General features: G+C 71.7%; 16 protein-coding genes and 2 pseudogenes. 4 read left to right on the forward strand and 14 right to left on the reverse strand.

The features are described 5' to 3' along the window. Window positions 1–176 precede the first annotated feature (176 nt). Window positions 177–563 (reverse strand): annotated as a pseudogene (locus ACFW01_RS12865) (hypothetical protein); the annotation flags it as partial. 341 nt (window positions 564–904) lie between these two features. Between ACFW01_RS12865 and hpnR the strand changes: the two are divergent. Next, window positions 905–2404, forward strand: a complete 1500-nt coding sequence (hpnR, locus tag ACFW01_RS12870; RefSeq protein ID WP_234959223.1) for a hopanoid C-3 methylase HpnR — start codon at window positions 905–907, stop codon at window positions 2402–2404. A gap of 222 nt (window positions 2405–2626) precedes the next feature. Here hpnR and ACFW01_RS12875 read toward each other — a convergent pair whose 3' ends face one another. From ACFW01_RS12875 to ACFW01_RS12890, 4 genes are all read right to left on the reverse strand, one after another. Further along, window positions 2627–2809 carry a hypothetical protein gene (locus tag ACFW01_RS12875; protein WP_234959222.1) on the reverse strand — a complete coding sequence of 61 codons (183 nt, stop codon included), beginning with the start codon at window positions 2807–2809 and terminating at the stop codon, window positions 2627–2629. A 455-nt stretch (window positions 2810–3264) separates the two neighbouring features. Beyond that, window positions 3265–4515: a hypothetical protein gene (locus ACFW01_RS12880; RefSeq protein ID WP_384503472.1), complete on the reverse strand. Its 1251-nt coding sequence runs from the start codon at window positions 4513–4515 to the stop codon at window positions 3265–3267. A 166-nt stretch (window positions 4516–4681) separates the two neighbouring features. Further along, window positions 4682–5977, reverse strand: a complete 1296-nt coding sequence (locus tag ACFW01_RS12885; RefSeq protein ID WP_384503474.1) for an amidohydrolase — start codon at window positions 5975–5977, stop codon at window positions 4682–4684. After that, window positions 5949–7214 (reverse strand): MFS transporter, encoded by a 1266-nt coding sequence (locus ACFW01_RS12890; RefSeq protein ID WP_234959219.1) that lies wholly within the window; start codon window positions 7212–7214, stop codon window positions 5949–5951. Before ACFW01_RS12890 ends, ACFW01_RS12885 begins: the two co-directional genes overlap by 29 nt. Window positions 7215–7439: 225 nt before the next feature. Here ACFW01_RS12890 and ACFW01_RS12895 point away from each other — a divergent pair, with 225 nt between their 5' ends. Beyond that, entirely contained in the window at window positions 7440–8555 is a 1116-nt protein-coding gene (locus tag ACFW01_RS12895) for an Lrp/AsnC family transcriptional regulator (protein ID WP_234959218.1), read from the forward strand. A 352-nt stretch (window positions 8556–8907) separates the two neighbouring features. Here the strand turns inward: ACFW01_RS12895 and ACFW01_RS12900 are convergent, their stop codons facing one another. The 7 genes from ACFW01_RS12900 to ACFW01_RS12930 form a co-directional block, all read right to left on the reverse strand. Beyond that, window positions 8908–10653, reverse strand: coding sequence for a glycosyltransferase (locus tag ACFW01_RS12900; protein ID WP_384503477.1), 1746 nt, complete (start codon window positions 10651–10653; stop codon window positions 8908–8910). After that, window positions 10650–11480 carry a PHP domain-containing protein gene (locus ACFW01_RS12905; protein ID WP_384503479.1) on the reverse strand — a complete coding sequence of 277 codons (831 nt, stop codon included), beginning with the start codon at window positions 11478–11480 and terminating at the stop codon, window positions 10650–10652. Before ACFW01_RS12905 ends, ACFW01_RS12900 begins: the two co-directional genes overlap by 4 nt. Then, entirely contained in the window at window positions 11477–12496 is a 1020-nt protein-coding gene (locus tag ACFW01_RS12910; RefSeq protein ID WP_384503481.1) for an ATP-grasp domain-containing protein, read from the reverse strand. The genes ACFW01_RS12905 and ACFW01_RS12910 overlap by 4 nt, the downstream gene beginning before the upstream one ends. A gap of 20 nt (window positions 12497–12516) precedes the next feature. Next, window positions 12517–13638: a PIG-L deacetylase family protein gene (locus tag ACFW01_RS12915; RefSeq protein ID WP_234959214.1), complete on the reverse strand. Its 1122-nt coding sequence runs from the start codon at window positions 13636–13638 to the stop codon at window positions 12517–12519. 132 nt (window positions 13639–13770) lie between these two features. Then, window positions 13771–15441, reverse strand: coding sequence for a PP2C family protein-serine/threonine phosphatase (locus ACFW01_RS12920; RefSeq protein WP_384503483.1), 1671 nt, complete (start codon window positions 15439–15441; stop codon window positions 13771–13773). 357 nt (window positions 15442–15798) lie between these two features. After that, complete coding sequence (locus tag ACFW01_RS12925; RefSeq protein WP_384503485.1) at window positions 15799–16068, reverse strand: hypothetical protein; 270 nt, start codon at window positions 16066–16068, stop codon at window positions 15799–15801. A gap of 549 nt (window positions 16069–16617) precedes the next feature. Beyond that, entirely contained in the window at window positions 16618–17694 is a 1077-nt protein-coding gene (locus tag ACFW01_RS12930) for a glycoside hydrolase family 5 protein (RefSeq protein ID WP_384503487.1), read from the reverse strand. 277 nt (window positions 17695–17971) lie between these two features. Here ACFW01_RS12930 and ACFW01_RS12935 point away from each other — a divergent pair, with 277 nt between their 5' ends. Both ACFW01_RS12935 and ACFW01_RS12940 read left to right on the forward strand, forming a co-directional pair. Next, complete coding sequence (locus ACFW01_RS12935; protein WP_234959210.1) at window positions 17972–18937, forward strand: right-handed parallel beta-helix repeat-containing protein; 966 nt, start codon at window positions 17972–17974, stop codon at window positions 18935–18937. Between the two features lie 123 nt (window positions 18938–19060). Next, window positions 19061–19447 (forward strand): SRPBCC family protein, encoded by a 387-nt coding sequence (locus ACFW01_RS12940; RefSeq protein WP_234959209.1) that lies wholly within the window; start codon window positions 19061–19063, stop codon window positions 19445–19447. A 42-nt stretch (window positions 19448–19489) separates the two neighbouring features. On the opposite strand, the gene ACFW01_RS12945 is transcribed toward ACFW01_RS12940, so the two are convergent. Further along, window positions 19490–19945 (reverse strand): DUF427 domain-containing protein, encoded by a 456-nt coding sequence (locus ACFW01_RS12945; RefSeq protein ID WP_384503598.1) that lies wholly within the window; start codon window positions 19943–19945, stop codon window positions 19490–19492. A 60-nt stretch (window positions 19946–20005) separates the two neighbouring features. After that, window positions 20006–20248: pseudogene (locus ACFW01_RS12950) on the reverse strand (UBP-type zinc finger domain-containing protein); the annotation flags it as partial. Between the last annotated feature and the right edge of the window lie 82 nt (window positions 20249–20330).

The following is a 20330-nucleotide window of genomic DNA, read 5'->3' on the forward strand; positions in this document are numbered from 1 at the left end:
CAGCTGGGTACTGCGTCCACCAGAGAGGACCTGGAAGCCGCGGACAACGTCGACGGCTTCGTGGACCCGCCTGACGGACCCGGCCGAGCGCGACCATCCTCACTCTCGCGCAGGCCGAGGTCCTGATGAAGCGTTGGACCAAGAGCGGGGAGGCCATGGGCGGCCGTTACTTCTGGTACTCGGACGGACTCGTTGTCCGCGATGCCGGCATCGGCGGCCTCCGCGATGGCCGAGGTGTAGGACACAGCCATCTGTAGCTGTCCCACAGTCAACGGCACCGGGCGGAGCAGCACTCTCTGAGCGGTCTCGGCGATCGACCGCACGCTGGCCAGCTCAGCCTCCCTGCGCTCCCTGAGCACCGCCGCTACCAGGCCGACCCCGGTGACACCCGCCACCGACAAACAGGCGACAAGGCCCCGGTGCCCTTGGAACAGGCCGTCGTACAGACCCAGAGTGTCCGTCAGGGCGAGAGCCACCGCACCGATTGCCGCAGCCCTGCGCCAGCCGCCGAACACGCTGACGAACGCCGGCCCCAGCGAAACCAACGGCAGGCGAGGTCCCGCCTCGTGGTCGGCCCCTTCATAGGTGCACGGCTTCGCTTGTTGTCAGCGCGTCATCCTTGGCGCCAACCCCTTCAGCAGTCCGTCGCTGTACGCCGGTCAGCAAGGAGCGGGGCCCGGCTTCGGCGTCCTACGGCGCCGCTCCCGGCGTACACCGACCGCGGCTGTCCGGCGGCGGCCAGGACGTTTCTGCATACTCTTTGGTGGCGTGTCTCGCGGCCATACGGCGCAACGTGCGATTCGCGACGCCCCAGTGACGGAAGGCACCCGCATACCCCTGTCACTCTCCCACTGCACCGCCGGAAGCCGACGCAAAACCGAGGCTGCCCGCGCCGAGGTGACCCATGCGCCTGCTGCTCGTCCATCCCAGCGCCCTGATGTACTCCGAGATCTTCCTGCGGCTGGAACCCCTCGGCCTGGAACGGGTGGCCGGAGCTGCCCGGGACGCCGGTCATGAGGTTCGTGTCGTGGATCTTCAGGTGCTGGCAGAGGCTCGGCTACGCCAAGAGGTCCGGTCATTCCGGCCTGCGGCCGTCGGATTCTCCCTGAACTACTTGGCGAACATCCCGGAGGCCATCGATCTGGCCGCAAAGATCAAGAGGGAGGTGCCCGGCTGTTTCGTCTTCTTCGGCGGCCACAGCGTCTCCTTCGTCGCCGAAGAGGTACTGGAGCAGGCGGCGGGAGCGGTGGACGCCGTGGTCCGCGGCGAAGGCGAGCCCGCGATCGCCCCGCTCCTCGAAGCGGTGCGCGGCGGCGGGGTGGACGGCGTCCCGGGCGTCATCACCGTCGCCGGGCGAGGACCCGCCCCGCTGATGATGCACGGCATCGACTCCCCGCTTCCCGCCCGCGACCTGATGCGCAGCCGCCGTCGGTACTTCATCGGCGAGCTGGACCCGTGCGCCTCCATCGAGTTCACGCGCGGCTGCCCCTGGGACTGCTCGTTCTGCTCGGCCTGGACCTTCTACGGCCGGAGCTATCGCAAGGCCTCCCCCGACGCGGCGGCCATGGATCTGGCGCGGATTCGCGAGCCCAACGTGTTCATCGTGGACGACGTGGCCTTCATCAAACCCGACCACGGCAACGCCATCGCAGCCGAGGTCGAGCGACGCGGCATCCGCAAGCAGTACTACCTGGAGACGCGCAGCGACGTACTGCTGCGCCATCCCGAGGTCTTCGAACGGTGGGCAAGGCTGGGTCTGCGCTACATGTTCCTGGGCATGGAGGCCATCGACGCCGCCGGTCTGGAGCTGTTTCGCAAACGGATCAGCCCGGACGAGAACATCCGCGCCCTGGAAGCCGCCCGCCGCATGGGCATTCAGGTCGCCATCAACCTGATCGTCGATCCCGCCTGGGACGAGGAGCGCTTCCGGGTGGTGCGGGAGTTCGCGCTGTCCGTGCCCGAGATCGTGCACTTCACGGTGATGACGCCTTATCCGGGCACGGAGATCTGGCACACGGAATCGCGCCGGCTGACCACCCGTGACTACCGGCTCTTCGACATCCAGCACGCCGTGGTCCCCACGACGCTGCCTCTGGAACGGTTCTACGAAGAACTGGTGCGCACGCAGGCCGTGATCAACCGCAAGCACCTGGGCCTGCGCACCGCCTTCGGTGCAGCCCGCGTCCTCGGCCGCAACCTGCTGCACGGGCAGACCAACTTCGCCCGCATGCTGTGGAAGTTCAAACAGGTCTACAATCCGCGTCGGCAGATGGCCGACCACACCCGTCCGGTCCGCTACGAGCTGCCCCTGCCGAAGCGGGTCGACGTCGGTGACCGTCGTCAGCTGTACGTGCACACGCGCGGCGGCTCCCAGGCCAAGCCGGCCCCCCGGGCGGGCGACTGACCGAGACTCTGCACGGCCTGAGTCGGCGTGCCCGGTTCGGGGTAACACCCGGCGGCGTGCGAGCCGCCCGGAGTGCCGCTTCGCAGGTGAGAACCAGCCGCCTGCCTGCCACCCCTGGCAACGCCTCCGGACTCCGGCTCCGCAGCCGGCCTCCGCGCATTCAGGCCTCGCGACGTCGTGCCATGTGCGCGCCCCTCACGCGTCACGAGGTCCGGCACCGCTTCAGTCGCCCATGCTGTCCTCCTGGGCTCCGGTGTTCGGTGAGGTGGCGTCGCCGGCCTCGCCCCGGTGCCGACGCTCGGCCTCGGACTCCGGATCACGGGTCTCAGCGTCCTCAACTTCGCGCAGGACCTCCTCCAGCGCGCTCTGCGGACGGTCTTCGTCGCGTTCGTGGCTCTCGCTCACGCGACTCTCCTTCCTTGCCTCAGGCATCTGAGTCCGTTTCCGGCCCCGGGTACCCGGGGCCGGGCACCGGCACACGGGCGGCTCTGGACCTGGCCGGGGCGGACGGACAGCTGGTGCCGGGCACGTTCCGGGGCTGCGGTGTTCCTGTGCCAGCAGGGCCCTTGAATGTGGCCCTGCGCGCGGCGATGACGAACGTCGACAATCCCTCATACGCCGCAGCTCGTCCAGCTCGGCGCCTCGGCAACGGTCGGGGTGGCGGCTGCCGAGGAGGCTCCGACGGGTGGCTGCTGCGGCTCGTAACCGACCTGGACACCCCGCACGCGGGGCCACGACCGGACCGGAGTCGCCATCCTCACCCGATGGCGCCTCGGCGTGTCCGGTCGGCTTCCCTGCCCCTCAGGTGCTGTGGAGTGCGGACTCATGTGTGGCCCACACCCCGCAGCATTCGGAGGTACTCAGGACACCGGGCAGGAGGCCGGTCCGGCGGTGATGATCCTGTTCAGCTCGCAGTAGGCCGTCCGGGGGTAGTACGGCCCCATCGCCTCGGCCGTCGCCGTCGCTCCGCTCCCGGGCGGCACGCGATGGATCGCCTGGTCGAAGCCCGCCGAAGCCACCATGTTGCGCAGGATCAACAGGTGTTTGTCCGTCGGGGTGGCCGCGGACAGCGGAAGGAACGTGGCCCCGGGCACTTTCTCGATGGCCTCCCGCTGCTCCTCCGTACCCACCACGTACGTGTAAGTGCCGTTCTCGGACAGCTCCGTGTCGAAGTCCGCCCGGCAGCCCAGGCTCTCCGTGCCGTCGGGCAGCGGGTTGGCGACCACGGCGCCTGGTCCCCACCACAGGTTGTCGCACATCGACCAGTACCGGACCTGTGCCGTTCGGTCGGGCCAGGGCCGGGCGTGGTCACCACCGGTGGCAACGGGAGCCCTGCCCCGGACCACGAGGACCTGACCCGGGGGCGGGGCCTCGAAGCCGGTGCTCAGGTAAGCGTTGTCGGGGTTGGGATACAGGCCCGCGCCGGTCGAGCGGGCGAATGCCGGCTGCGGCGGCGGGTCCGCGCCGGGCGCTGGAGCGGGGGCGGAGGCACGGGGGCGGGCGGCGGGCCCCGCTGACTCCACGGTGGGTGCGAGAGCGTCGTCGCACGTCGCCACGCGCACCCGGTGACCGCCCCGGACGAAGGTCACGCGCGGCAGACTGATCTTCCCGTTCGGGAGATAGAGCCGGTAGATGACCGTGCCCTCGGCACCCGCGGCGGTGTCGGCAGGGGCGATCGGCAGGCCGTTGCGCCGATCACCGGCGTTCTCCGCCACGGTCACCGTGTACCGGCCGCCGGGGCGGGTGTGCCGCTGGTAGGGGTTCCGCCCGCCGCGGTCGGGGGCGATCCGGTGATCGGTCAGGGCGGAGGGCGTGCCGTCCGCCCCGGTGAAGCTGGAGCGGGTCGAGTCATAGGTGGCGTACGAGAGGTAACGGGCGTCCGGGTAACGTCCGTCGAGTTCGATCGAGAGGCCGTCCTGGACCTTGTAGTGCAGCAGCCAGTACTGGGCGCTGGTGTCCGGGTAGGCGACGTTGGACGTCCGGTAGCCGAGCGGCTCCCAGGCGCAGGCGGGGGTGGCGGGTGGCCGCGGCCCGGCGTGCGCGGCGGCCGTGGGCGCGCCGACGGGGAGAGCGAGGGCGACGGTCAGGAGAAGGGTGGTCCACCTCTTCACGAGCGGTCCTTCCGGCGTCGGCCGACCGAGACGTGATCGGCCGGAGTGGATGCGGATATGAGCGTGCGGGCAACGGGGTTCGGGCTTGTGCACGTGGGTCGGGTCGCTACGGCGAAGACGCCGCGGAGCCTGAGGACGGAACACGGCCCGTGCCGCCCCGGGGTGGTCATGCCGCTGGCTGTCCGCCGTCGGCGGACAGCCAGGACGCGGCGGCGGTCAGGAGATGCCGCACACCGGCGCCCACCGCGTGCCGGCCGGAGGGCGCGTAGTGCGGGGAGTGGTTCATGACGGTGCCCGGCGGGAGCGCACCGCGCTCCAGGCAGGCGACGGCCTCGGCGTCGAAGTCCGCCGGATCGGCGCCGCCGAAGTGGTAGAACGCGGACGGGCAGCCGGCCGCCGCCGCGAAGACCCCGAAGTCCTCACTCGCCGAGAGCGGCGTGGGCAGTTCATGGGTCCGCACTCCCGCGTCCGCGAGGGCGGACAGGAGGCGGCGGGTGGTGCACTCGTCGTTGACGAGCAGCGGGAAGGAGTCGTAGGTCTCGATGTCCGGCGCTCGGACGGCGCCCTGGGCGTCGGCCTCCGCGCGGACGAGGCGCCGGACGTCGGCGAGGGCTTCCGCGCGCGCCCGCTCGTCGTACGTCCGCAGGCTGCAGAGGAGTTCCGCGGCGTGCGGGATGACGTTCGGCACGGTACCCGCGTGCACGGCCCCGACCGTCAGAAGCGTGGACGGACTCAGGGCCGCTTGCCGGGCGGAGAACGTCTGCAGCCGCATCACCACGGCCGCCGCCATGACGATCGGGTCCACGGCGAAGTGCGGGGCCGAGGCGTGTGCGCCCGATCCGTGCAGGGTGACGCGCAGGCTGTCGGCGGCGGCCATGACGGTGCCCCGCCTGGTGATCACCAGGCCGGCCGGCAAGGGGCCCACGTGCTGCCCGAGGACCACGTCGGGGTGGGGGAAGCGGGTGAGGACGCCATCGTCGAGCATCGCCCGCGCACCGCGGCCCACTTCCTCGGCCGGCTGGAAGACGGCCACGACAGTGCCGCTCCAGGCGCCGGGATGCGCGGCGAGCTGACGACAGACGCCGAGCAGCGCGGCGACGTGCACGTCGTGGCCGCAGGCGTGCATGAGTCCGGGTTCCGCGGACGCGTAGGGCAGGCCGGTCTCCTCCGTCACCGGCAGCGCGTCCATGTCGGCCCGCAGCCACACGACCGGCCCTTCGCCACCGCGCAGGACGGCCACCACACCCGTTCCGCCGATCCGCTCGGTCACCTCCCAGCCGCCGGCACGCCGCAGTTCGCGCGCGACGGTCGCCGCCGTGCGGTGTTCCCGGAAGGCGATCTCGGGGTGGGCGTGGAGGTCGTGGTAGACGTCCAGCCAGTGTGGAAGGCGGGCGTTGAGGCCCACGCCGAGACCGGCCTCGGCCGGTTCGCTGTCAGGAAGGGCGGGAGACTGCGGACGCATCGTTGTCGTCTTCCTCGGTCGGGTGCTGGTCGGTGATGGCGGCGCGAAGCCGCAGCAGGAACTGTGGGGTGGTCTGGGGCACCAGGAGGACGGCGGCAACGGCCAGAACCGGACCGGTGGCGAGCGACCAGAAGGCGGCCCGGTAGGAAAAGGCGTCCACGACGTGTCCGAAGGCCACCGGCACGACGATCCCGGACAACTGCCCGCCGAACAGGATGACGCCGGAGGCCGCCCCGGTCAGCCCCGGCGGAAGGCTGCGCATCGGCACCGAGAAGCAGGGCATGTAGCACAGGCCCACGACGCCGCTGATGAGGGTGGCGACCACCACGTACTCCGCCACGTCCCCGGTGAGCGGCAGCAGGACGAGCAGCACCGCCGCGACGGTCATGGCGGGCACCACTATGCGCCGGGGGCGCCCCTCGTAACGGTCGGAGAGCCTGCCCCCGACGACCGCGGCGACCGCGGCGACCAGGGTGGGCGCCAGAGCGACCAGGCCCGCGTCGGACACCTCGAGGCCGCGCTTCTCCATCAAGAACGACGCGCTCCAGCTGTTGAGGCCCCAGATGACGATGTCGTAGGCGAAGAACATCACCGCGAAGCCCAGGATCGCCGGGGAGCGCATCAGAGCGGTCGCGGCGCCCTCGGCGGGTCTCAGCGGTGGACCGGTCTCCTCCTCGGGCAGCTCGGCGGGCATCCAGCGCCGGACGGCGAGTACCACGAGGACTCCCAGCACGGACACGGCAGCGAACATCACCCGCCAGTCCCAGTGAGCGAGTAGCACGGCGCCCAGCACCGCCGCCAGCAGGCCGCCGACGGCGTTGGAACTCTGGATCCAGCCGTTGGCCGTGAGCCGCTGCTCCGGCAGGCTGCGCCGGCTGAGGGCGTCGACGGCCGCCGCGGGGAACAGGCCCTGTGCCACACCGAACAGGGCGCGCATGGCCAGCAGCGCCGTGAAGGACCAGGCGAGTGCGGTCAGGCCGGTGAACAGCGACCACAGGGCCAGCGCCAGACAGATCATCCGGACGCCGCCGACACGGGCCGCGAGCAACCCGCCGGGTATCTGCGTCAGCGCGTACGCGACGAAGAACGCGGACAGGACGGCGCCGCGCTCACCATGCGTGAGACCGAACGTGTCGCCGATCTCCGGCAGGGCCAGATTGATGACCTGCCGGTCCAGGTAGTCGACGGCCCAGGCGACGAACAGCAGGACCGCGGTGGCCCGCGTGGTCTTGTGCACAGGAGTCCTCCCGCTCGGCGAGGCGATGCTTGGCGGACACCTTGCACCGCCGGCCTTCCACGGCCTCGGCATCGCAGGAATCCGGCACACGACCGACCCGTACGCAGGAATCCGCACCCCGGAACACCGCCGGACCGTGCGGTTTTCCCCGGTCGCCGGGAGGACGGCGGTTCACCAGCCGCAGTGATCTTCAAGTCGCCGCGACCGACTGCCAGAATGTGCCGCGTGCCCGCCTCCGACTCCGTGCTCCCGTCGCCCCACCCTCCCGTCGCCCCCCTCGCGCCCCCACGCTCCCGCCCGGTGGACCCGTCCGGTGGGCAGCCCGAGGCCCTGGGCGAACTGGACCTGGCGCTCATAGAGGCCCTTCAGCTGCAACCACGGGCCTCCTGGGCACGGATCGGCTCGGTCATCGGTGTCGACGCCACCACCGCGGCCCGCAGGTGGAGACGGCTCAACGCGGAAGGCCTGGCCTGGATGACGGCGTACCCCGCCCGGCACGCCTCGGTGGTCGCCTACGTGGACGTGGCCTGCGACGCGGGCGCGCTGGACGCACTGACCCGGCTCCTCACGTCCTGGGCCCCCGTCTTCAGCGCCGAACGCACCACCGGTGAGCACCAGTTGTTCCTCGGCGTCGCCGCCCGCGACCTCTCCGCCCTGGACGACTTCGCCTCCCGCCGGCTCGGCGGACTGCCGGGGGTGCGTTCGGTGCGGGCCGAGGTGTGCACCCGGGTGTACCGGGAGGGAAGCGGCTGGCTGGTGCACGCCCTGGGCGGACGCCAGCGCTCCCATCTGGCCGACCGGGAATCGCAGGGTGGCCGACGGCACAGGGCGGGGCCGTTCGAGAGCGATCGCGATCTGCTCCTCGCGCTCGGTGCCGATGCACGCCGCAGCCATGCCGAACTCGCGCGCGATTGCGGGCTGAGCGACACCACGGTCCGCCGCCGGCTGCGCCGGATGATCGGCAACGAGGAAGTCTACTTCCGGTGCGACGTCACCCAGCGCCTCGCCGGCTGGCCCGTCGTCGCGACCTTCCGCGTCGCGGCGCCCTCCTCCGGTACGGACGCCGTGGCGCGCTCCCTGGCGGGACTTCCGGAGACCCGGCTGTGCTCGTCCGTCACGGGATCGGACAACTTGCTGCTGTCGGTCTGGCTGCGTTCACCCGGGGATGCCCCGGCACTCGAGGAACGAGTCCTGCGACGCCATCCGGAACTGCGGATCGGCGAGCGGAGTATCACGCTGTACACCGCCAAGCGTATGGGGCGGCTCCTGGACCGGTGGGGCAGGGCGACCGGGCACGTGCCGATCACGGCCGCGCCCGAGGCCGTTCGGTGGGGCCGGTGACCGGCTGGTGAGGCCCCACAGGGGCGAGCGCGGTGGCGGCGCGGTGGCGGCAGGGGCGAATTCGGGTCGTTCAGCGATCACGTTTCCAGTGTCCGCTCACCGCAGGAAAGCAGAGGAAGGGTTCCGGTACCGACGCCCGACTCCGAAGGAATCGCCTTGAACGTCTGCTGCCCTCCCTCCTGGCCGCCGTCGCCGGTGCCGCCTGCCTCACCGCCGCCCGACCAGCCGCCGCGAAGCCGGACTGCGGCCACGGCACAGCCGCCGTCCGCTCTTCCCCGTAGGGCGGCTGAAGCCGACCACGCCAGCGGTGCCGGACACGAACCTGGGGGCCGGCTCGCGCTCCTTCCCGGTCTCACACCAGCCAGATCTGACGGGCCACCATGAGCGCCGCCACCACCCCGGCCACCGACAGCTCCCACCACAGGAGCCGGCGGTCACGCTCGGCGTCGAGTCCGGTGCCCTCGGCGAAGCGCAGTGGCAGCGCACCGGCGCGGTCCGGTCCCGCTCGCCGGCCCGCCCCCGCTCCGGCGGCACGCTCGCCGAGCGGTGTGCGGGCCGGCGCGGCGGCCGGCACCGGGGAGCCGGGGGAGGACGCGGCGCCGGCGAACAGCTCTGCCGGTGCCGCCTTTCCGGTCTTCTCCGTACGCCCCCACGTCTGGTCGGCACCGCGCAGTTGGAGGACGAAGGCGTTGAGCGAGCAGGCGGCCAGGACCGACCCGTACCCGACGAGGTGGACCAGGGGAGCTGACAGCCACCCCGTCCGGGTCCCGGTGACGACCTTGGCGAGCCATGCCAGCGGCAGGCAGAGGGCGAGCCAGCCGTAGGCGAAGAGCATCAGCGGGTGGGGAGAGTCCCGGCTGAGGCCCAGACCGAGGTCGTCGAGCCAGGGCAGGGCCACCGCGGGCACGGCGGTGACCGCGAGGAAGAAGCACGAGATCAGCCCCGGGAACACGAGTGCCTCGCGCCAGCAGCGGCGTGCGGTGCGCGGGTCGACGGTGAGGCTGAGCAGAGTCACGAAGAGGTAGCTGACCAGGTTGACCACCCACAGCGCCTGGAAGGCGTACCAGGAACTGCTGGTGTCGGTGTAGAAGAGGAAGATCAGGGAGGCCGCGCTGAGGATCATCAGGAACGGTGTCAGAAGCACGGAGAACCACACCAGCCCGAAGAGCCAGGAGCCCAGCCGATTACTGCCGGTGAACCTGCCGCGGAACCACACCCTCCGGTAGCGGTGCGTCACCTGGTAGTTGCCGCGTGCCCAGCGCAGCCGCTGGCGCCACAGTCCGCCCAGGGTGTCGGGCTCCTCTGCCAGGACGAGGGCGTATCCGTCGAATACGACCCGGCGCCCGGCGAGCTGGCTGTCGAAGGTGGTGACCGTGTCCTCGGCCAGGGTGGTCGTGTCGATGACGCCGCCCAGGGCCTCCAGGTTGGCCCGACTGTGCAGTTGCGCCCCTCCGGCGAGGCAGGCCACTGCCCCCAGGACGTTCTGGGTGCGGCGCGCCGCGGCCTGGGCGGTGATGTATTCGTAGGCGATGTAGCGGGTCAGGTAGTTTCCGCGGCGGCCGCTGCCTTCCTGGATGTAGGCGGTGACCGCGCCCACACCGGGATCGCGGAGATGGCGGGCCATCCGCCACAGGGTGTCCGGTTCGAAGACGACATCGGCGTCCATCACGAGGACCGCCTCGGTCCAGTCGTCGGCGAGGACGTGCCGCAGGCCGTGGTTGAGCGTGTGCGCCTTGCCCTGGCCGCCATGTTCGCGCCGCAGGTGGACGACCGAGCCGGGATGCTCGCCGGCCAGGCGGGCGAGGACGGCAGGCGTGTCGTCGGTGCTGGCGTCGTCGATCACGTAGACGCGCAGGCGCTCGGCCGGGAAGGCGGAGGCCAGCAGGGTGGTGACGGTGGTGGCGAGGACGGCGCCCTCGTCCCGGGCCGGGATCAGCACCGCGGTGCGCGGCAGGTACAGGGCGACGTCGCGGTAGACGCCGCGGTAGCGCTGGAGGCCGACCAGGAGGAACTGCGCGAGGGCGGTCAGCAGCGGCATCGCACCGAGGAAGACGCAGGCGAACGCCACGGTGTGGGCGATCGACGTCAGTACCCTCACCGCCGCCTCCGCCCTCGTGGCGCGGCGGGTCCGGGCGGCGCCTGCGCGCAGGTCTGCCGGGATGCCGTGCCCGACGGGTCGAGCACGGTGGCGGCGTACGTCCAGGCTCCCACGGCCGCCGCGGTGTGGGCGTCGCTGCCCGCGATCAGCCGGACGCCATGACCGTGCAGGGCGGCAAGGGTGGCCGGGCCGGGACAGCACCACTTCTCGTTGGCCTCGACCGCGGCCCCCGTGCGGCGACACGCCTCGGCGATCCGCGCCAGCCGCCGCGCCCCGACGTCCTCCTCGCGCAGTCCCGCCTTGGGCAGGATGCTGAAGAGGTGGGCGAGGTGGCGGGTGCGGCCCGCGGGGACGGCGTGCAGGGCGGCGACCGTCGCGTCGGTCAGAGCCTCCAGCGCCTGCTCGGCGGTGAGCAGGCCGTGGGCCAGCCGCTCGCGCACGTCCCCGGGATCCGCCGGGCCGCCGGGGAGTGGGAAGCGGTGGTCCGCGACGGCGACGTGCTGCACGCCCGTGAGATCGCCGGGCAGGTCGAGGCGACCGGCGGTATCGAGCATCTTCGCCTCCACTCCGCAGACCACCCGCAGCGGGCCCGCGCCGCGGTCCGCCTCCCGCACCGCCCGGGTGTACTCGGGCAGCCAGCGGGTGCCGCGGCGAACGTGGTCGGTGACGCACAGGGTGCGCAGTCCGGCACGGCCGGCGGCACGGACCACGTCCGGCAGCCCGTCGGTCCCGTCTGAGAAGTCGGTGTGCGTGTGCCAGTCGGCGGCGAGCACGCCGTGGCCGCCGATCCGCGCGGGTGACTGCGGCGCGCCGCCGCGGGTCGTCATACGCGTCCCGCCACGGCTCCCAGTGCGTCCGGTGCCAGCACCACGTCCTCCCAGTGACGCACCGCCGACAGCTCACGGTGGGCGAGATGTCCCGGCATCCGGACGCCGAGCAGCCCGGCGACAGCCCATTGCGGCATGGGAACGCCCGCAGCGACGGTCAGGGACATGCCGCCCGGGGGACGCGGATTGATCTCCAGCAGGGCGGGGCGTCCCGTACGGTCCTCGCGTACCTGGACGTTGCTGATGCCGCGCAACCCGATCGCGGTGGCCACCTCGGCCGCCAGCCGGGAGAGATCGGGGCGGTTCACGATGTGGCAGGCGACGACGATACCGGAGTCGGTCTTGTCCCGGGAGCGCGGGACGGCGGCGACCGCGCAGCCGTCGGAAGCGACGAGGACGTCCACGGAGTACTCGGTGCCGGGGAGGAGTTCCTGCAACAGGTAGCTGCCGTCGTGAGCCAGTGCATCCGCGTCGGCCGGAGCGTCCACCCGTACGATGCCGCGCGAACCGCTGCCCCGGCGTGGCTTGGCCACCGCCGGCAGCCCGGCCGCGAACGCGGCGGCGGCCCCCTCCTCCAACAGCACGGTGTACGGAACGCGGACGACGTCGTCGCAGGCCCGCACCAGCTCCCACTTGTCCAGGCAACGCTCCAGAGCCACCGGAGGCGACACCAGTACCCGGGTCCCGACGGCGGAGAAGGCGTCGGCGGTCAGCGCCAGCGGAACGAGTTCGCTGTCCACGGTCGGCACCAGGACGTCCACACCCAGCCGGCGGCACAGGTCCAGCAGCGCCGCGGCGTACTCCGGGCTGTCACCCCGGGGCAGCAGCCAGCGGCGGTCCATCGGTACGAGGTACAGACCGGCTCCGTTCGCGTCGATATCACCCGTGAACAGTTCGCATGAATCGCCGAGGGCGCGCAGGAAGCACACCCCGGCGGGGCCGCCCGCCCCGGTCACGAGCACGCGGGGGCGGCGGCCCAGCGGCTCTGCGAGGTCGGGCTGCCGGGCATCGTCCATGCCAGTGACCTCTCGATCGTTCACACCAGCGACCTCTCGATCCCGGCGGTGTATCGCACCACTTCCAGCGGCTCCGCGAACATGTCGTTGGTGAAGCGGCCCCAGTAGCGCGCAGTCGCGCGGATCAGTCCGACGTCGAGGTAGGGGCGGGTGGTGGCCTGCGAGGCGTGTCGGGCGATGGAGGCCAGTTTCGCCTCCACGTCGTCCTCGCGCAGGCCGATGAACCGGTTGGGGGTGAAGGCGGTGGTGGCCGAGGGCGACTGGTAGCAGCTGATCCTGGGGACCCTGCGGGCGGCCACCAGGGTGGCCCGGTGCACCGCCCGGTGGTCCTGGTGGGTGTCGTGAGCGGAGTGCACCAGCACCACGTCCGGATCCACCTCCCGCACCACCCGCTCGATGGCCTGCACCGTCTCCGTCTCGTCGGTGATGTGTCCGTCGGGGAAGTCAGCCAGGTGGAACGACGCCCCCAGCGCCGACGCCCCCGCATAGGCCTCTTGCGCCCGTTGGTCGGGCTCACCGCCCCAGGAACCGTGTGACATCGCCAGCAGCGAAACCTGCCAGCCGTCGCGGATCCGTCGGTGGATGGTGCCGCCGGCACCGATCTCGCAGTCGTCCGGATGGGCTCCGACCACGAGCATCCGGGGCGGCTCGGCGACCTGCGCCGACGGGCGGCGGGCCAGATACGCGTCGTGGGCCCGCCGCACGGTCGCCACGACCTCGTCCGACGGCGCGTCGCGGCTCATGAGGTCCGCGGCTCCGGCCCGCAGCGCTCTGAGCGCGACGTCGGCGGAGAGCGTGTCCGTGGTGAGCACCACGGCGGTCGCGGGGAACTCGCGATGCCAGGTCTCCAGCAGCGCCGTCACGCGTCGGGGGTCCGGCTCGACCGCCTCGTCCCACAGCACGACGTGCCAGGCGTCCGGCCGTGAACGGATCGCCTCCAGGAAGCCGTCCTCGTCGCCGGCCTGGCCGACGGGATGGGCGCCGTGTTCGCCCAGCAGGGTGGAGATCCGTGCGGCGACACCGGGGTCCCGGTCCGCCACCAGCACGCTCACACCCCGCAGCTCACCCGCGCGGTCCGGACCGGTGCCTCCTTCGCCAACCGCCGGTTCCACACCGCGGTCGGCGTCCTCGCGGTCTGCCACAGCCCCTCCGTCCTCCGCGCCGGCATCCGATGTCACGCGACCTCACCTGAGAAGTGTCTTCGCGTACGGCGAGGCTCGCATCCGGAGTCGACGGCAGGAGGCAGCGACCGTACGGGCGGCCCGGCGGGCCGTTCAGCGCAGGCAGCGCACAGCGAGCAGGGTCGCGTCGTCCGTCCGCGGCGTCTCGTACATCGCGCGCACGACATGCGCCGCGTAGGCCTGCAGCCCTTCCGGCCCGGTCCTCAGCCCGTCCTGGGCGACCCTTTCGGCTCTGCGCCTGAGCAGCTCGGTGTCCGCGTCGATGTCGCTGCCCCGCCGCTCGACCAGGCCGTCGGAGTACATCAGGACGACGTCCCCGGGGGCGAGGACCGTCTCGACGGCCGTATAACCGGCGTCCGGAATCACGCCCAGGGGAAGACCCGTCGCGTCCGGAGGGACGGTGAGGAGCCGCGCGTGCCCGTGCCGCAGCAGCAGCGGAGACAGGTGCCCGGCGCTGACCCAGCGCAGCAGACGGCGATCCGGGTGATAGCGGCCCACGATGGCGGTCGCGGTGGATTCGGGCCCGTCGTCGTGGGCGACGTTGCTGAGCCAGCCCGTGAGCTGCTCCACAGGGTGCTCTGTGAACGCGAGGCCGGCGAGCGCGTAGCGGAGCTTGGCCATGAGGGTGACCGCGCCGAGCCCATGACCGCGAGCGTCGCCGAGCGCGAGCAGTGTCCGGCCGCTGGGCAGGGTGCGGGCCTTGTACCAGTCGCCGCCCACCCCCGCTCCCTCGTCGGGCCGGTACACCGCCGCGGTCTCCAGACCCGAGGGCACCGAGTTCCCGGCGAACCGGGGTGACAGGGCCTCACGGAAGGTGGCCGCCACCTCGCCGAACGCCCGGGCCCTTTCCCGGGCGCGCGCCGCCTCCCCTTCGGCGCGGCGGGCGCGATGGCGGGTGAGGCGCTCGCCGGTGACGTCCATCATCACACCCCGCACCGCCCACACCGGACCGCCGGGCGCGTGCACCGGTTCGGCGAGGAAGCGCAGGACGCCATGGTGCCGGGTGGTCAGGGCCAGGTCGCACTCGGCGGTGCGGCCGCGCAACAGCACGTCGTAGAGCGCGTGGTACAGCGACGCGACACCTTCGTGATCCGTCATGGCGGCCAGGTCCAGAAGACCGGGCAGGGGGACGTCGTTCTCCAGGCCCAGAACGGGCCGGACGCCGAGGGAGGCCCGGGGAGGCTGACCGGTCAGGTTCCACTCCATCCAGCACGCCCGCGCCAGGTGCTGGGCCGCGCGTGCCAGTGCATTCCGATTGCCTCGCTCCCAGGTCAGCAGCAGGTGCGCCCCGCAGCGTGCGACCCGTGTCTCCACGCTGACGCGTGCCACGTGTCCGCCGGGAGCGCGCAGGGCGAACTCCACCACCTCCGGTCCCTGGGTCGTGCCGGTGCGGTAAGCCTCGGCAAGCAGTCGGGGCAGTGACGTGCGGGCCATTCCCGGCAGCAGGGCGAGCAAGGGCACGGGCCGGCCCCGCCAGAGCGGAAGAGCCTCGGGCGGGATCACCGTGTCGGCGTAGTCGAGGGCTGCCGCGTTCCGCCCGACGTACCAGTAATCGCGTACGGCACCCTTCGCGTCGAGGGACGGGGCGACGAGGAGCGCCGGTGTCGGCACTGCGTCCAAGAGCTCCTGCCAGCCGGGGGCGGGCGACAACCCCGGGCCGGCGTCCGGCTCCTGCCCCACGGCCGTGCCGACGCGCTCCGACTGCGCACACACGGTGGACGACATGATCTTGCGGCGCTGTTCGGCGAGCAGTTCTCCGATCACGCCGGTATCTGCGTGTCCACCGGCTCTCCGGTGGGCACCGTCCGCCCCGGATGCAGCGGGCACCTGTGCTCACCTCCCGAAAGGGGACCGGTGGGTGCGACCCGAACCGCCCTCTCCCCTCCTTACCGTGCGCCCTACGGCGCTCAAACAGCCGGTCCCGTCCGCGGGCCACGGCGCCGGCTCCCAGCCAGGGCCGGGGCACCGGGTCGGTCTCGTGTGCCCCCACGTCTGCCGCGCCGTCCGTGACGCCGAGCCCGGCTGTGGCCCCCGGAAGCGGGTGCAAGACGATCAAGGTGAGGGTGGCTGCGCCGAACAGGCGCGGCATCGCTACTCCGAGCCGCACCCGCCCGCCCGGGGTCAACCAAGACCAGGCGTGAGCAACAGCACGAACAGGGCAATGGGCGAGAGCAACATGGTCGACATGTGCGCGAACAGAACTTTCGGCAGGCGCAACACGGCGAAAAACGTCGCACCTACCACCAGCCACCCGAAGTACAGCCTTCCGGCAGACTGCCAAGCAGCAGTCTCCTCTGCCCGGCTGGTTGGCTCTGTACCGATGACCCCTATGGACGCCAGGAGCAGCACGGCGCACACAATCAGGTCACCGAGAACGACGATCGCAGCCACGGGCCCGCCCGCGAGCTTGGCCTGGGCCCAAGGCCGTACAGCACTCATGAGTCCGGAGCCTACCCATGCCAGCGGGCCCGTCAGTCGAGGTGGCCTGGTACCGCCCCGAGTTCCTGCCGGGGCGGGCGGCCCCGTACTGGGACCGCCCCCATGAGCGCTCACCGGCTCACCGGCCCGCGGTGGCGTCATCCGGGCGTGCAGCAGGGTGCTGCGGGTGAGCCCGGTGCCCTGCTCAACATCGTTCTCGGCGACGTGCGCGTGGGCAGCTCGGAGCGGGTCAGGCCGCCGACACCGGCGTCACGGTCCTGGATGGTGATCGCTTGCATGAGGGGTTCCGCCTCTGTGTGCGAGAAGTTCGGGAAGCGGGGCCACAGGACGGCTGACCAGCCCCGTTGTCCGCCGGAGTCCAAGCCTACGAAGGTCTCGAAGCCGCCCCCGGCGATGATTCCGTCAGCGGCACCGGGGGCGGCGAGGGTCCCGAGGAGAGCCCCTCGACCTGTCCTTCCGCCGACACGCGAAGGACGGATGCAGCTCTCGCGGCTCGGTGGATCAGCGGGCCGGGACGGCGTCGGGGGTACGGACGCGGTCACGGATCCAGGCGCCGGCGGGCTTCAGCGAGGAGGTGCCGGCCCACGGCCCGTTCCTGTCGCAGGTGCCGGTCTTGAAGACGGCACCGGAGCGCTGGTCGTCGGAGAAGTTCCAGTTCACCCAGCTGATCTTCTTGCTCGCCATGAGGTCGAGGTAGCGCTGGGACATGGCGAAGTCGTTGCTCCCCTCGCCGGCGTAGTTCTGCGTCCCGAACTCGGTGACGAAGACCGGGAGGGCGCCGGCGGCCCGGGACAGGGTCGCCAGGTACTCGTCACGGTGCGAGTACGCGTAGAAGTGGAAGGTGTACATGATGTTGGCGGCGCGGACGGGGTTGTTGACCACCTCGGACTCGTCGGCGCCCTCGGAGACGCCGAACGAGGACCAGGCGCGCGTGCCGACCAGGACCGGGGCATCGGCGTCGATGGCGCGGATGGTCGGGATGATCTGCTCGGCGTAGCTCTTGACGCGGGACCAGCTCACGCCGCTGGGCTCGTTGGCGATCTCGTAGATGATGTTGTTCTTGTTCTTGTTGCGGTTGGCGATCTCGGTGAAGAACTGCCGGGCCTTGCTGAGGTTGGCGTTCGGGTCGCCCGGAGTGAGCATGTGCCAGTCGACGATCACGTACATGCCGCGGTCGGTCGCCTGCTGGACGAGGGAGTTCGCCAGGTCGGTGAAGCGCTTCGGGTCGGTTTCGTAGCCGCCCTCCTGCACGTAGGTGGAGACCCGCAGGACATCGGCCTTCCAGTCCTGGGCGAGCGCGTCGAGCGAACCGCCGGTCAGGCAGTGCGGGTACCACTGGGTGCCGTGGCTGCTCATGCCGCGCAACTGGACGGGGTTGCCGCGGCTGTTGCACAGCTTGGTGCCGCAGACCCTGAGCTGGCCGTTGGCGCCGACAGGGGTTTCCGCGGCGGGCGCGGCCGGCACCGTCCGCGCGGTGGCGGCACCCGCGCCGGGCGCCACGCCCAGGAGCAGGAGCAGGGCGCTGCCTGCGACGCCTGCCGCCACAGAGGATCGCCATGAGGTGGGGTGTGCGTGCATACGAACTCCGTTCATGGGACTGTCTGATAGGAAACTTTCCTAACTACAGAGAAGCAAGCACCGCCCCTCCCATCAAGAGTGCCGACGACATCCGGCCGACAGGGCATTCACAGCGTCCTGTGAACGGGGCACGTTCACGCGAACGTCATGGCGTTCCGGTCTTGACGCCCTGGAGAAGCGCCCCTACCTTCCCTTTCGATCCAATTCACATGAGTATTCAGCGGTCAGGCACATGAACCGCGACCACGAATCAGGTCCAGGACTCAGGAGGTCCCCCATGCGCACGCGCTCCCGCTCGCTGCTCACCTCCCTGCTCGCCGTGACCGGCGGGCTGGCCCTGCTCTCCACGCCGGCCCCTGCCCTCGGGTCGGCGGCCGTCATCGAGGTCTCCACCGCCGCCCAGTTGAAGTCGGCGCTCGCGGCGGCCGCGCCCGGCGACACGATCCGGCTCGCCGACGGCACGTACACGGGCAACTTCAAGGCCACCCGGGCCGCCACCGCGGGTTCCCGCATCACGCTCACCGGCTCGTCCAGGGCGGTGCTCACCGCCGGCGGCGGCTACGGCCTCCACCTGAACGCGGCCTCCTACTGGACGGTCCGCGGGGTGACGGTGACCGGCGGCCAGAAGGGCATCGTGATCGACGCCGCGCGCGGGGTGGTCGTGGAGGGCGTGACGGTCCACGGCCTGGACATGGAGGGCGTCCACTTCCGCAAGTCCAGCGCGGACGGCGTCATCCGGGACTCTCGCATCCACGACACCGGCAACGACGGGCGCGGCATGGGCGAGGGCGTGTACGTCGGCACGGCGAACACGCTCTCCGACCGGAGCGACAACGTGCAGATACTCAACAACACCATCGGACCCGACGTCGGCGGCGAGAACATCGACGTCAAGGAGGGCACCACCGGGACCCGGATCATCGGGAACACCTTCGACGGCGGCGGCCTGACCGGCGTCCACTACGACGACTCGTGGGTGGACGTGAAGGGCAACGACGTCCTGGTGGAGAACAACACCGGCACCCGGACCACGAACGACGGCTACCAGACGCACACCCAGCAGCCGGGCTGGGGCTGCGGCACGGTCTTCCGCAACAACAGGTCCGACCTGAGCGGAGCCGACGGGTCCACCAGGCTGGCCGTCAACGTCACGAACTCCGGCTCCGGTTGCCGTACCACGGTGTACGCGAGCAACACCGTGACCGGCGGCCGGGGGCTGACCAATATCGCCGTGACGCCGTGACACCGGCACCATGAGGGGGCGGCGCCGACCCCCTCATGGTGCCCCGCCGGCACGGTGACGACGCTCCCGGCGGGATCGGCCGCCGGCCGTGCCGCCCCTCGCGGAGCCGGGTACTCGTCCGTCATGGCCAGTCTGAGCATCCACGCGGTGGGACCGATCGACGCCGACGCGGCGTGGCAGCGGTATGTCCGGCTGGACGAGTGGGCCTCGTGGGCCCCGCAGATCAGGCGTGTGCACGCGGACCGGCGCCTGCTCGTTCCGGGGCTCACCGGTCAGGTGGAGTCGGTGGCCGGGATCAGGGTGCCCTTTCGGGTCGAGGCGGTCGACGAGGTACGGCGTACATGGTCCTGGCGGGTCCGGGTGGGGCCGGTGCGGATGCGGCTGCATCACGAGGTGCGGGCCGCCGAGGGCGGCTGCCGGACCGATCTCGCCATGAACGGGCCCGGGCTCGTACTGGCCGCCTACGCGCCGCTCGCCCGTTTCGCCCTGCGTCGGCTGGTGCGACGGTGAGGCGGCGGATCCCGAGGATGCCGAGGATGCCGCGGCACTCCGTCACCACATGCCGGTCCCCGGCGCGCCCTTGAAGGGGCCCCGCACCTCCGCGGTGATCCAGCCGCCGTAGAAGTCGCCCCTCTGCGCGCCGACCACTTGGTCGCCGACCGTGCAACGGTCCATCCGCCCGGGGTAGAAGGCGAGGAAGCCGGCGATGCGCTCGTAACCGGGTGCGGGAGTGGGATAGCTCCACGCGGCGCTGGAGCGCCGGTCGTCCTCCACCAGGACGTCCCAGTACGTCGCCTCGCCCTTCCACTCGCACCAGGTGGGTGCCGTGGCCGCGGGGCGCAGGAGGTCGGTGGCCACGTCCGACGGCGGTACGTAGAAGACCGGGGGGTGGCTCGTTTCCAGTACCTGGACGGCCTGCCGTGTCTCGGCGACCACGCGACCCGCGCACTCGACGCGGACCACACGACCGTCCTCCCGGAGCGCGGGGGGCCTGGGGTAGTCCCACACGGACTCCGGCTCCAGGGAGGCGGAGGGGGCCGGACGTCCGCCGGGCGACGGATCCAGGTAGACCTGGTCCTCGTAGCACCACGCCCACTCGTCGCCGGGCGCAAGGGAACGCACCACCGGATGACCGCTGTCGTCGAAGTGCGCACTGGCGTGAGCGCCGGGCGAGCTGTCGCTGCACCCGACGTGGCCGCAGGTCAGGCAGTGTCGCAGGCCGATCTGGTGCCGCCCGCGCGCCGCGCACGGCAGGCACACCTCGCTCAGGGGCGCCGGCTCCGGGAACGGCGTCCGGGTGTGAGCACACAGACGGCCGTCCGGGCGGCCGCCGTCGGGACGGGGCTCCCACCTCGGCTCCGTCCCCGTCCCACTCCGCGTCGTCGCCGCCTCC

It is taken from the genome of Streptomyces sp. NPDC058985 (assembly GCF_042740985.1).
Lineage (GTDB): Bacteria > Actinomycetota > Actinomycetes > Streptomycetales > Streptomycetaceae > Streptomyces.